Here is a 13,216-nt window from a genome sequence, read left to right as displayed (position 1 = left end):
TGGGGCCGCCGTTCAGGCGCCGGGCGCCGCGCCGGCGCGGGCCTTGGTTTTGTAGAACTGCTTGTCGGCGATGTACACCGTGCGCTCGACCACGGCATGCACCACGCCGTGCCGGTCTTTGAGTTCCACCACGTACACGCGGGTGGTTTCGTGGCGGCTGGCGAGTTCGGCGCGGATGGCGGCAATGTCGGCGCGGTCGATGCGGAAATCGGCGTACAGCGTGTGGTAGGCCGGCTTGCGGTAGCGGATGGTGGCGGCCTTGTCCCACACGATGGCGCCGGACCCCAGCGCGGACATCAGCAGGGTGGGGTGGGCGCCGTCGGTGACGGCGAACAGCGAACCGCCATACATCGATCCGACGATATTGCGCGTGCGCCTGATCAGCGGCAACCGGATGCGCAGGTGCAGGAAGTCGGGCGATATGTGCGTGACCCGCCCGCCGGTGGCGCGGAAGGCGGGGTGCAGGTTGAACCCCGCCCGCATCAGGCGGGCCCGCCACGCCGGCGGCAGCCGCTGGAACCAATAAGGCTTCACAGGCGCGGCCGCTACAGGGCCTCGAAGATGCCTGCCGCGCCCATGCCGGTGCCCACGCACATGGTCACCATGCCGTACTTGCCGCCGGTGCGGCGCAGGCCATGCACCAGCGTGGCGGTGCGGATGGCGCCCGTGGCGCCCAGCGGGTGGCCCAGCGCAATGGCGCCGCCCAGCGGGTTGACCTTCGCCGGGTCCAGGTCCAGGTCGCGAATCACGGCCAGTGACTGGGCCGCGAAGGCTTCGTTCAGTTCGATCCAGTCGAGATCCTGCTGAGCGATGCCAGTGCCGGCCAGGGCCTTGGGGATGGCCATCTTCGGGCCGATGCCCATGATCTCGGGCGGCACGCCGGCCACCGAGAAGCCCACGAAGCGGGCCAGCGGCTGCAGGTTCAGTTCGCGCAGCACGCGTTCCGACACCAGGATGACGGCTGCCGCGCCATCGGACATTTGCGAACTGTTGCCGGCGGTGACCGACCCGCGCGCGGCGAACACCGGCTTCAGCTTGGCCAGCGCCTCGGCGCTGGTGTCGGGGCGCGGGCCTTCGTCGCGTTCGGACAGGCGTTCGGCCGTGCGCACCGCGCCGGCCTCGCCCGGCAAGTGGGTGACGACCCGGTACGGGGTGATCTCGGCGTCGAAGTGCCCGGCTGCGATGGCGGCGCAGGCCTTCTGGTGCGAGGCCAGGGCGAAGGCGTCCTGGTCTTCGCGCGAGACTTTCCATTGCGCGGCGACTTTCTCGCCGGTCAGGCCCATGCCGTAGGCCATGCCCAGGTTTTCGTCGCGCGCGAAAATCTCGGGGTTGATGGCCACCTTGTTGCCCATGATCTGCGGCATCGCGCTCATGGATTCGGTGCCGGCGGCGATCATCACGTCGGCCGCGCCCAGGCGGATGCGCGCGGCGGCGTCGGCCACCGCCTGCAGGCCCGATGCGCAGAAGCGGTTGACGGTGACGCCGGGCACGCCGTCGGGCAGGCCGGCCAGCAGCAGGCTCATGCGGGCCACGTTCATGCCCTGCTCGGCCTCGGGCATGGCGCAGCCGGCTATGACGTCTTCCACCCGCGCGGGGTCCAGCGCCGGCACCTGAGCCAGCGCGGCGCGCAGCGCGGCGGCCAGCATATCGTCGGGCCGCGTGGTGGCGTAGATGCCGTTGCGCTTGCCCACCGGCAGGCGGGTGGCGGCCACGATGTAGGCGTCCTGGATCTGTTTGCTCATCATGCTTCCTTCGTGTCTAGTTGCGCAGCGGCTTGCCGGTTTCGAGGGTGTGGCGGATGCGCGCCTGGGTTTCCGGCGTGCGCAGCAGCGCCAAGAATTCGCGGCGCTCCACCGCCAGCAGCCATTCTTCGTCGACCCGCGTGCCGGCCTCGACGGCCCCGCCGCACAGCGCCACGGCGGCGCTGCGCGCCACCTTGTAGTCGTGCGCGCTGATCATGCCGCCTTCGCGCATGTTGAGCAGCACCATTTCAAAGTTGGCGATACCGGTGCGGCCCGCCACCGGGACGCCCTGGGGACGGGCTGGCGGCACGTGGCCGATGTCGGCGGCCGCGCGGGCCCGCCGCAAGGCTACCCACAGCAGTTCGTCGGGATGAAACACCACCGTGTCGCCCGGTTGGGCGTAGCCCATGTCGATGGCGTGCAGCGCGCTCTTGGCGACCTGCGCCGTCGCTATGTTCTGGAACACCGGCTGCAGGTACGGAAAGACTTCGGCAGGGGTGGCCGTGTTCGCCGCCAGGGCGGCGGCGCGCACCGCCAGCAGCTTGCTGCCGCCGCCGGCCGGCACCAGGCCCACCCCGGCCTCGACCAGGCCGATATAGCTTTCCAGGGCCAGCACGCGGTGACTGCAATGCATCAGGAATTCGCAGCCGCCGCCCAGCGCCATGCCCTGCACCGCGGCCACGGTGGGCACGCGCGCATAATGCAGGGCCAGCGAGGCGCGCTGGAATTTTTCCACGGTGGCTTCCAGCAGGTCGAACTGGCCCGCGGCGCAGGCCTGCGCCACTTGCGCCAGGTTGGCGCCCACGGCAAAGGGCGGTTCATGCCACAGCACCAGCGCGTCCAGCGTCTGTTCGCTGTGCGCTATTGCCTGCATGACGCCGTCGAGCACTTCGCTGCCGATGGCGTGCATTTTCGAGGTGAACGACAGGATGCCGATGCCGGCATCGACTTCCGGCAGGTGCCACAGGCGCACGCCTTCGTTTTCCCACAGGGTGACGCCGCGCGCGGCGGGCGGTTCGCCCACCAGGCGCTCGGGAAACAGCTGGCGCGCATATACGGGCAGCGTCGAGCGCGGCTGCTGGCGCTTGGCGCGCGCCGAATATGAGCCTTGCGCGTCGTGCACGCCGGTGCGGCTGCCGTCCAGCGCCCAGGCGGGCAGCGGCGCGGCGCTCATGGCCCGGCCGGCGGCGATGTCTTCGGCTACCGCGGCGGCGATGGACTGCCAGCCCGCGGCCTGCCAGGTTTCGAACGGGCCTTGCGCCCAACCGAATCCCCAGCGCATCGCCAGGTCGACATCGCGGGCATTGTCGGCAATGTGTTCAAGCTGGCAGGCGCTGTAATGGAAGATGTCGCGGAACAGGTTCCACAGGAACCGGGCCTGCGGATGTTCACTGGCGCGCAGCGCGGCGAAGCGCTGGGCCGGGTCGCGCTGCTTCAGGATGGCGTCCACTTCGTCGGCCACCTGGCCGGCCGACGGCCGGTAGTCGCCGGCGGCCGGGTCGAGCACGAGAATGTCTTTGCCCACTTTGCGATACACGCCCGCGCCGCTTTTCTGACCCAGGGCGCCCTTGTCGATCAGGGCGCTCAGCCAGGCAGGCAACTGGAAGTGAGCGTGCCAGGGGTCGTCGGGCAGCTTGTCGCGCATGGTGCCGACCACGTGGGCCAGGGTGTCCAGCCCCACCACGTCGGCCGTGCGATACGTGGCGCTCTTGGGCCGGCCGATCTTGGGGCCGGTCAGGGCGTCGACCTCGTCAAAGCCCAGGCCCGACTGTCCGGTGTGGTGCAGCGCCGCCAGGATGGAAAACACGCCGATGCGGTTGGCGACGAAATTGGGCGTGTCCAGCGCGCGAATCACGCCCTTGCCCAGCCGCGAGGTCAGCCAGGTTTCGAGGTGGTCGAGCACTTCGGGCCGGGTGTGGCGCGTGGCGATGAGTTCCACCAGCCGCATATAGCGCGGAGGATTGAAGAAGTGCACGCCGCAGAAGTTTGCTCGCAGGGCCTGGGGCAGCGCATCGGCCAGCTCGCCGATCGACAGGCCCGAGGTATTCGAGGCCAGGATGGCGTCGGGCGCGACGTGCGGCGCAATGCGCTCGTACAAGGCGGTCTTCCAGTCCATGCGCTCGGCGATGGCCTCGATGACCAGGTCGCAGCCGGCCAGGCGGTCGAGGTGGTCGTCGTAGTTGGCTGGCGTGATCAGCGCCAGCCGCGATGGGCTGGCCAGCGGCGCCGGTTCGAGTTTTTTCAGGCCAGCCAGCGCCTTGTTGGCGATGCCGTTGCGATCGCCTTCTTTGGCGGTCAGGTCGAACAGAACCACCGGCACGCCGGCGTTGGCCAGGTGCGCGGCGATCTGCGCGCCCATGACGCCGGCGCCCAGGACGGCGGCGTGTTTGACGTTGAACTTGCTGCTCAAAGCGATCTCCTGTGTGGGCGGCGTCCGCGCCGCGGTCGTCAGAAGCGGGTGGACACCTGGATGCCCAGGATGTTGCCCTTGCTGCTGTAGTGGCCTGCCACGCGCCCGCGGGTCAAGTCATTGCCCGAATCGTTGTCGATGTCGGCATCGCGCAGGTACAGATAGGTATAGCCGACGTCGATGCGGGTGTCTTTGCTTGCTTGATACTGTACTCCGGTAGAGAACCACCAGCGGTCGGTGTCGGGCAGCGAGGTGGGCCGGTCGGACGCGCTGTGCACGGGGGACTGGTCCCAGGCGACGCCGAAGCGCCATTTCCATTTGGGCGCGAACTGGTAGTTGGCGCCCAGCGCCACGCGCCAAGAATCGCGGAAGTCCAGCGGCAGCGTGTCGGTAGGCCCGCCGTCGTTGTGGATCTTCAGTTCGGGCAGACTGCTCCAGCCCGTCCAGGACACATCGGCCAGCAGCTCCCAGCGTGAGTTCAGGCGGTGCATGGCGCTCAGGATGAGCGTGTCGGGCAGCGTGACCGAGGCCTTGGCGTCATACGACAGCGACTGGCCCGGCGCGTAGCCGTCGATCTTGGTGTCGCCGCGCGCGGTGTGCTTGATCTTGGACCGGTACGACACCCCGATGCGGGTGTCTTCGGTGGGTTGCAGCATGAAGCCCGCGTTCCAGCCCCAGGCATCGCCGTCCAGGTTGAGGTCGGCGTCGCCCGGCAGAAACGGGCCCATTGGCGTGACCGGCACCACGACCTTCTTGGTGTACTGCGCGTCGATGTATTGCCAGTTCACGCCGAAGCCCATCGAGAACTGGTCGTTGACCTTGTACGCCACCGAGGGGTTGAGGTTGACCGTCTTGATGTCGAACTTGGTGGAGTGGTACTGGCCGACCCAGTTGTCGTCGTATTCGGTCATCAGGCCGAACGGGGCGCCCACACCCAGGCCGACGAACCACTTTTCGTTGAGCTGCCACGAAAAATACGCGTTGGGCACCACGCCCAGGTCGCCCGCGTCGCCGCCGTTGCCGCCGGTGGGAGCGCCGCCGCCCAGCGCGCCTGGGTTGCGGCTGTTGCCGTTGTCATGGAACTTGAACGACGGCTGTATGGCGTTGACGCCGGCCGACACGTTGAAGCCGGGCAGGTAGGTCATGCCGGCGGGGTTGTAGTAGATGGTGCTGGCGTTTTCCGCCACCGCCGCCGATCCCGCATAGGCGTTACCCAAACCGCTGGCGTTTTGTTCTAGAAGCTGGAATCCCGCCGCGTGTACCGTGCCTGCCGCGCTGGCCGCGAGGGCTGCCGATAACGTGGTCATTGCCAACGATGCGTGTTTCATGTGTGTCTCCTCCAGAGGCGGGATAAAAACAATGGCGCTGCGTTGTACTGTCTCGTTATGGATTGGATGGCGCCGGCGCAGCGTGGCCGGCGGCGGATGTTGGGCCGGCCGTGGCACGGTAGTGCAGCGGGCCGCCGGTGAACGGCGCGAAGCCTGTGCCGAAGATCACCCCGGCGTCGGCCAGGTCGGCATCGGCCACGACGCCGTCGGGCACCAGTTGCGCGGCGCGTTCAACCAGCGGCTGCACCAGGCGCTGCGCCAGGCCGGGCGGCGGCGCGCTGGCGTTGTTCTTGCGCGCCTTGCCGTCGTGCCAGGCGTAGAAGCCACGGCCCGTTTTGCGGCCCAGCTCGCCGCGCGCCAGGCGCTCGGCCAGGCAGCGGGGCGGTTCATCCTGGCCCGCCAGTTGGCGGCCGGCCGCCATGGCGATATCCAGGCCCACGGTGTCGGCCAGTTCGAGCGGGCCCATGGGCATGCCGAAATCGGTCATGGCGAGGTCGACGGTTTCCGGCGCCAGGCCGGCGTCGACGCAGCGCATGGCTTCAAGCATGTAGGGGGCCAGCACCGCGTTCACCAGGAACCCGGGCGCGTCGCGCACCGGCAACGGCAGCTTGCCGATCTGGCCCACGAAGGCGCAGGCGCGCGCCTGCGCGCCGAGCTCGTCGGGGCCGGCCTGTACCACTTCGACCAGCGGCATCTTGGCCACCGGGTTGAAGAAATGAATGCCGACCAGTTGGCCGGGTTGCGCCAGGCCGTCGCGCAGGGCCGCCAGCGACAGGCTGGACGTGTTGGTGGCCAGCAGCGCGTCGGGTTTCATGCGCGGTTGCAAGGCGCGGTACAGCGCCTGCTTGGCCTCGGCCTGCTCGGTAATGGCTTCGATGACCACATCGGCGCGCGCCACGCCGGCGCCGTCGGGGTCGGGAATAAGGCGATCGGACGCGGCCCGCGCGGCGTGCGGGTCTTTCAGCTTGCGCGCGTGCAGTTCGGCGGCGCGGCCGATGGCCGGAGCGATGCGGGCGGCGTCCTGGTCTTGCAGGGTGACGGTAAGGCCCTTGAGGGCACACCACGCGGCGATGTCGCCGCCCATGGTGCCGGCGCCCACCACATGCACGTGGCTGGCTGGCCGCGCGCCGGCGGCCGGCTTGCCGTTGGCTTTCAGGCGCTCTTGCAGGCGGAACACGCGCAGCAGATTGCGGGCGGTGTCGGAGGTGAGAATGCGCTGCACCACATCGGGCGCGCGCAGCGCATTGCCGTCATGCCGCGACCACAGCGTGACGATGGCCGGTGCCGCCGGGTAATGTCCTTGCGGGTCTCGGGCGGCGATCTGCCGGTGGGCGCGGCGCGCCACCAGCAGCTTGAGCGGCCAGCGGCCGAGCCAGCCCGCCATGCCGCGCGCCCGGCGCGGCGGCTTGCCGCTGCGCACCTGCTGGGCGGCCGCGGCCTCGGCCAGGCGCGCCGGCACCCGCGCGTCGACCAGGCCCAGCGCGGCGGCGCGGCGGGCGTCGGCCGGGCGGCCGGTAAGCATCATGTCGAGCGCCGCGGGAGCGCCGATCACGGCCGGCAGCCGGCGCATGCCGCCCCAGCCGGGGAATATGCCCAGCATGACCTCGGGCAACGCCAGCGAGGTGCCGGGCTGGTCGACCGCTATTCGGTAGCGGCAGGCCAATGCCAGTTCCAGGCCGCCGCCCAGGCAGTGGCCGTGGATGAGCGCCAGCGTGGGATAAGGCACGGCGGCCAGCCGGTCGAACAGGCGCCAGCCGCGCTCGACCAGCGCCTGGGCCTGCTGCGGCGAGTTCAGTTCGGCGAATTCGTCGATGTCGGCGCCGGCAATGAAGCCGGCTGCCTTGCCGGAGTGGATGACCAGCCCCGCCGGCGGGTCGGCCTGCAGCGCGTCGAGCACGGCCGCCAGTTCGGCCATGACTTCTGCCGAGAGGGCGTTGACGGCGGCGCCGGCGCGATCGAAGGTAAGCCAGGCCAGCCCGTCGGTGCGGCGCTCAAGCCGCCAGTGGCGCCAGCCATGGGGCATAGGGGTGTTCATGGTTGGGCCTCCGTTTCGACGAGCATTGCGCCGCCTTGGCCTCCGCCGATGCAGATGGCCGCCATGCCGCGCCGCAAGCCGCGCGCCCGTAGCGCCTGCAGCAGATGCAGCACGATGCGCGCGCCGGAGGCGCCGACCGGATGCCCCAGGGCGATGGCGCCGCCATCGACGTTGAGACGATTTTGGTCGAGCGAGCCCAGGGCGCCGGTGCCCAGGTGTTCGCGGCAATACGATTCATCTTCCCATGCGGCCAGGCAGGCCAGCACTTGCGCGGCGAAGGCCTCGTTGATTTCCCACAAGTCCAGGTCGCCCAAAGCCAGGCCGTGCCGTTGCAGGATGGGCGTGGCCGCGTGCACCGGGCCCAGTCCCATCTGGGCCGGGTCCAGGCCTGCCCATTGCGAGTCGACGATGCGCCCCAGCGGGCGCAGGTTCCAGCGCCGCACGGCGTCTTCGGACGCGAGCACCAGCAGCGCGGCGCCGTCGGTTACCTGCGAGCTGTTGCCGGCCGTGATGTTGCCCCACGGCTTGTCGAACACGGGCCGCAACCTGGCCAGGCGTTCGGGCGTGGAGTCCTCGCGCACGCCGTCGTCGTCCGCATACAGCGTGCCGCGCGTGTCGATCAGCGGCGCGATCTCGCCGAATGCGCCCGCCGCGCGGGCCGCCAGCGCGCGCGCGTGGCTGCGCGCGGCGTAGGCGTCCATGGCGGTGCGATCGATGCCGAAGCGGGTGGCCAGGTTTTCGGCCGTCTGCCCCATGGACAGGCCCACTACCGGATCGGTCAGCCCCTTGACCAGGCCGATGACCGGCGCCAGGCCGCGCCAGGGGAAGGCGCGCAGCGCCGCCAGGCGGGCGTCCGCGCCGCGTGCCGCGCTCCAGCGCGCCAGCCAGCGGGTCATGTCGTCGGACACCAGCAGGGGCGCGCGCGACAAGGCGTCCACGCCGCCCGCCAGCACCAGCGACGAGCGCCCGGTGCGAATGTTGGCGATGGCGGAATCCAGCGCCTGCATGCCCGAGGCGCAGTTGCGCATGACGGTCCAGCCGGGCACGCGGTTGCCGCAGCCCAGCCGCAAAGCGATGACGCGGCCGATATTGACTTCATCGGGCGAGGGCGCGGCGCAGCCGATGATGACCTCGTCCAGGTCGCCGGGCGCGAAGGGCTGGCGCAACAGCAGCGCGCGCCCGGCCTGCACCGCCAGGTCGGCGGCCGAGAACGGACCGGGCGCGTTGCGCGCCTTCAGGAAGGGGCTGCGCGCACCGTCCACGACGTAGATGGGGGCGTGTGCCATGGCGGTTCCTTTAGGTGTCAGGCGGCTTCGCGCCGCGCGCCGGACGCGGCCGCGCCGCCGATGCCGAAGTCGAACGGGAAGTCGTCGACCCGGATGACCTGGTCGCGCAGCGCATCGCGGCGCTTGATCTGTTCGTAGTCGTGGGAATCGAGGCCGCCCGCCGCGTAGGCGGCATCGGGCAGGTCGCGCACATTGGCGCGCGGGTCGGCAGCCAGGGCGCCGGTTTTCTCGTAGGCGCGCAGACGGGCGTCGGCGCCTTCGGCCGCCACGGTGGCGGCCAGGGCGGCTTCCAGCGCACCGACCGGTTCATCGATCGTGGCGGGCAGATGGCAACTGGCAGTAAGCCGGTCGCGCGCGGCGCCGGGCTCGACGAGCAGCCGGGCGACTTGCTGGCCAAGCAGATCTGCTGGTGCATGTTGCAGCGAGCCCCAAGGGAAAAGCAGACGGCGTAGCGCACAGCCTACCGAACGCGAGGGCAGGTTGTCCAGTACGCCATCGAAAGCTTCCTGCACACGCCGCAGCGCATCTTGCAGCGCCCAGTGCGCCATCGGCGCATCAGCGGCCTGCCGCCCTTCGTCTTCAAACCGCTTCAGCACGGCCGAGGCAAGGTACATCTGCGACAAGACATCGCCCAGCCGCGCCGAGATGCGCTCGCGGCGCTTCAGGCTGCCGCCCAGCAGCGCCATCGAGGCATCGGCCAGCACGGCGAAGCTGCACGCGTAGCGCGTCAGCTGGCGATAGTAACGATGCATTTCCGGCGCTGCGGCGCGCGGCGCCCGAGCCAGGCGCGCGCCGGTGACCGCATGGCCCAGCGCGCGGATGCCGTTGCCCGCCACGAAGGCCACGTGGCGCCAGAACGCGCGGTCGAAGGCCTGCAGGCCGCGCCGCGCGTCGGGGTCGGCGGCGGCCTGCATTTCGGCCAGCACGTACGGATGGCAGCGGATCGCGCCCTGGCCGAAGATGATCAGGCTGCGCGTGAGAATGTTGGCGCCTTCCACGGTAATGCCCACCGGCACTTGCTGGTAAGCGCGTCCCAGGAAATTTGACGGGCCCAGGCAGATGCCCTTGCCGCCAATGACGTCCATGCCATCGTTGACCACCTGCCGCGCGCGTTCGGTGACGTGGTACTTCACGATGGCCGACACCACCGATGGCTTTTCGCCCAGGTCGATGGCGCCCGCGGTCATGACGCGCGCCGCGTCCATCAGGTAGGTATGGCCGCCGATGCGCGCCAGGGCTTCTTCCACGCCCTCGAAGTGGCCCACCGGCATGCGGAACTGGCTGCGCACGCGCGCATAGGCTCCCACCGCGCGCGCCGTGAGCTGCGACATGCCGGTGTTGGACGCCGGCAGCGAGATCGAGCGGCCGGCGGCCAGGCATTCCATCAGCATGCGCCAGCCCTGGCCCGCCATGGCGGGGCCGCCGATGATGTAGTCCAGCGGCATGAAGACATCGGTGCCGCGCGTGGGGCCGTTCATGAACATGGCGTTCAGCGGGAAATGGCGCCGCCCCGTTTCCACGCCCGGGTGGTCGTGCGGCACCAGGGCGCAGGTGATGCCGATATCGGCCGCGCCGCCCAGCAGGCCGTCGGGGTCGTACAGCCGGAACGCCAGGCCCAGCAACGTGCACACCGGCGCCAGCGTGATGTAGCGCTTGTCCCAGGTGACGCGCATGCCGAGCACCTCGCGGCCTTGCCACTGGCCTTTGCAGACGATGCCGCGGTCGGGAATGGCGGCCGCGTCGGACCCGGCCCACGGGCTGGTCAGGGCGAACGCCGGCACTTCTTCGCCGCGCGCCAGGCGCGGCAGGTAATGGTTCTTCTGTTCGTCGGTGCCGTAGTGCAACAGCAGTTCGGCCGGCCCCAGCGAATTGGGCACCATGACCGACACGGCCAGCGCCGACGAGCGCGTCGACAGGCGGGTAACCACCTGCGAATGCGCGTAGGCGGAGAAGCCCAGGCCGCCGTATTCGCGCGGGATGATCATGCCCAGGAAACCGTTGCGCTTCAGGTAGTCCCAGGTGTCGGCGGACAGGTCGTAGCGCTTGTGGGTGACGTCCCAGTCGTCGACCAGGCGGCAGGCCTGCTCGACCTGGTTATCGAGGAAGCGCTGCTCGTCGTCGGTCAGGCGCGGCCGGGGCAGGGCCAGCAGCCTGGCCCAGTCGGGGCGGCCGCGAAACAGCTCGCCTTCCCACCACACCGTGCCGGCTTGCAGCGCGTCGCGTTCGGTGTCGGACATTTGCGGCAGCACCTTGCGGTAGGCGTTGAACAAGGGGCGCGTCAGCAGCGCGCGCCGCAGCGGGCGCACGCCCAGCAGGACGACGATCAGGGCCGCAGCAATGCCCGCAGCAAGCAACAAGCCGCTCATGGTGTCGGGTCTCCGTAAAGCAAGGTAAGCAGGGGTTCAGTGAACGGGCGGCAAGTGGTGTCAGGCACCTGCGGCGCCCGACCCCTGGCACGATTTTTCGTGGGCGCCTGCCTATCGCGGGGTGTCGGGCACCGTAACAGGCCGCATTCCATGTCAGGCCTTGGGATATTGGGGCAGGGGAGCGCGCAGGCCGCCCAGCAGGAAGCTCATCAGGCGCGGCAGCAGCCGTTCGGGGTCGTGCGCCTGCTCGGGGTCATCGAGGCTCCAGCCCATGCACATTCGCAGCACCTCGGTGCCCACAATGGCATAGGACGTGGCGCCCAGCATGAACTGGAAGCGCCAGATGATTTCGTCGCGCGGCACGTCGGGCAGGGCCTTGAACAGGGCTGTCTGGTAGCGCTCCATGACGTCGGCGTACTCTTCGGCCACCACCGCGCGGATGAAGCCGGTGGGGTCGGTCATGGTGCGTTCGAGCAGGGGCAGGAAATGCTTGCCGGCGTGATCCGGGCGGGCCGCCAGGCGCAGCAGCGTGCCGAAGAATGCATCGACGATCTGGGACGGCTTGAGCGGCTCGCCGCCCGCCCGGGCCTCCAGCTCGTCGAGCAGGCGCAGGCGCTCCTGGTTCAGGACCGCCAGGCGCCGCTTCAGCACGGCCTGCACCAGGGCTTCTTTCGAGCCGAAGTGATAGTTCACCGCCGCCAGGTTGACGCCCGCCTCGCTGGTGATCTGCCGCATCGACGTGCCGTCGTGGCCTTGCCGGGCGAACAGCGCCTCGGCTGTGTCCAGGATGATTTCGCGGGTGGAGGGTGAGTTGAGTTCATTCATGGCGGGCATTCATTCAAACGTTCGTTTGAATTCATTATAGGCACCGGCCCGAAAAGTGCGAGTCAGCATTAACCCTATGGGTTTGGGCCGCGCGGGCGCGCGTTCCAAAACCCCAACGCAAGACGGGTCGCGCGCGGCAAACCGCGCGCGAGCGGTTACAGTTCAGGGATATTGCGCTGCGGCGAAACGCGGCGCAGGCTTTGCAGAGGTACTTGCCATGTCCGTATACATTGCCGCGCCCGCGGCTGCGGGGTTGCTGCCATGAATGATTCGTCCCACTCGCCGTCGGCGCACTGGAATCTGGATAACATCGTGTCGGGGCTGCGCGCGGCCCGCGTCGACTGGCGCGGCCCGCGCGGCCGCCTGCGCGACGACGCCGGCGACCGTGAATTCCCGTCGCAGGAAAGCCTGCGCGTGATCGTGCGGCAGTTGTGCGGGGCGCTGTTTCCCATGCGCCTGGGGCCCATCGACCTGCGCGAGGAAGTCGAAGACTTTTATGTCGGGCACACCATTGGCGCGGCGCTCGATGCCTTACTGCACCAGGTCTGTCTTGAGCTGCACCACATGGGCCGCAATGCGCCCGAACCCGAGCCCGAGGCCAGCTTGCGCGCGCGCGCCGTGCAGATCGTGCGGCAGTTCGGCGCCGCGCTGCCGCAAGTGCGGCGCGCGCTCGACCTGGACGTGACCGCCGCCTATCAGGGCGACCCGGCCGCGCACAGCGTCGACGAAGTGCTGCTCTGCTATCCGGGCGTGAGCGCCATGATTCACCACCGCCTGGCCAGCGTGATGTACAAGCTGGGCGTGCCCATGCTGGCGCGCATCGTGGCCGAGATCGCGCATGCCGACACGGGTATCGACATCCACCCGGGCGCCACCATCGGCAAGAGTTTCTTCATTGATCACGGCACCGGCGTGGTCATCGGCGAAACCGCCATCATCGGCGATCGCGTGCGGCTGTACCAGATGGTGACGCTGGGCGCCAAGCGCTTCCCGCCGGGCGAGAACGGCGAGCTGAAAAAGGGACTGCCGCGCCACCCCATCATTGAAGACGATGTGGTGATCTACGCGGGCGCCACCATTCTGGGACGCGTCACCATCGGGCATGGCTCGACCATCGGCGGCAACGTCTGGCTGACGCGCAGCGTGCCGCCCGGCAGCAACGTCACGCAGGCCAGCCTGGTCAGCGACATGCCCGACTGCGGTCTGGGCGGCGCGTAGCGCGGC

The 13,216-nt window shown here is 69.5% G+C and carries 9 protein-coding genes; 1 reads left to right on the top strand and 8 read right to left on the bottom strand.

Features of this window, described 5'->3' with window-relative positions; all coding sequences use genetic code 11:
• Positions 1–12: 12 nt before the first annotated feature.
• From BPET_RS17325 to BPET_RS17290, 8 genes are all read right to left on the bottom strand, one after another.
• Entirely contained in the window at positions 13–483 is a 471-nt protein-coding gene (locus BPET_RS17325) for a DUF4442 domain-containing protein (protein WP_407921189.1), read from the bottom strand.
• Between the two features lie 62 nt (positions 484–545).
• Positions 546–1,742: an acetyl-CoA C-acyltransferase gene (locus BPET_RS17320; protein WP_012250313.1), complete on the bottom strand. Its 1,197-nt coding sequence runs from the start codon at positions 1,740–1,742 to the stop codon at positions 546–548.
• Positions 1,743–1,758: 16 nt separating this feature from the next.
• The gene (locus BPET_RS17315) at positions 1,759–4,152 is read right to left on the bottom strand and encodes a 3-hydroxyacyl-CoA dehydrogenase/enoyl-CoA hydratase family protein (RefSeq protein ID WP_012250312.1); all 2,394 of its coding nucleotides are present in this window, start codon (positions 4,150–4,152) and stop codon (positions 1,759–1,761) included.
• Positions 4,153–4,190: 38 nt separating this feature from the next.
• On the bottom strand, positions 4,191–5,480 hold the full coding sequence (locus BPET_RS17310; RefSeq protein WP_012250311.1) for an OmpP1/FadL family transporter: 1,290 nt from the start codon (positions 5,478–5,480) through the stop codon (positions 4,191–4,193).
• Between the two features lie 55 nt (positions 5,481–5,535).
• Positions 5,536–7,515 (bottom strand): 3-hydroxyacyl-CoA dehydrogenase NAD-binding domain-containing protein, encoded by a 1,980-nt coding sequence (locus tag BPET_RS17305; protein ID WP_012250310.1) that lies wholly within the window; start codon positions 7,513–7,515, stop codon positions 5,536–5,538.
• A complete protein-coding gene (locus BPET_RS17300; RefSeq protein ID WP_012250309.1) occupies positions 7,512–8,801 on the bottom strand; it encodes an acetyl-CoA C-acetyltransferase in 1,290 nt (429 codons plus the stop codon). The genes BPET_RS17305 and BPET_RS17300 overlap by 4 nt, the downstream gene beginning before the upstream one ends.
• Before the next feature lie 17 nt (positions 8,802–8,818).
• Entirely contained in the window at positions 8,819–11,167 is a 2,349-nt protein-coding gene (locus BPET_RS17295; RefSeq protein WP_012250308.1) for an acyl-CoA dehydrogenase, read from the bottom strand.
• Positions 11,168–11,320: 153 nt separating this feature from the next.
• On the bottom strand, positions 11,321–11,992 hold the full coding sequence (locus BPET_RS17290; protein ID WP_041863041.1) for a TetR/AcrR family transcriptional regulator: 672 nt from the start codon (positions 11,990–11,992) through the stop codon (positions 11,321–11,323).
• Between the two features lie 261 nt (positions 11,993–12,253).
• Here BPET_RS17290 and epsC point away from each other — a divergent pair, with 261 nt between their 5' ends.
• On the top strand, positions 12,254–13,210 hold the full coding sequence (gene epsC / locus BPET_RS17285; RefSeq protein ID WP_012250306.1) for a serine O-acetyltransferase EpsC: 957 nt from the start codon (positions 12,254–12,256) through the stop codon (positions 13,208–13,210).
• Positions 13,211–13,216 lie beyond the last annotated feature (6 nt).

The sequence above is a fragment of the Bordetella petrii genome (genome assembly GCF_000067205.1).
GTDB classification, from domain to species: Bacteria; Pseudomonadota; Gammaproteobacteria; order Burkholderiales; family Burkholderiaceae_B; genus Bordetella_A; species Bordetella_A petrii.
This window is presented reverse-complemented; position numbering and strand designations above follow the sequence as displayed.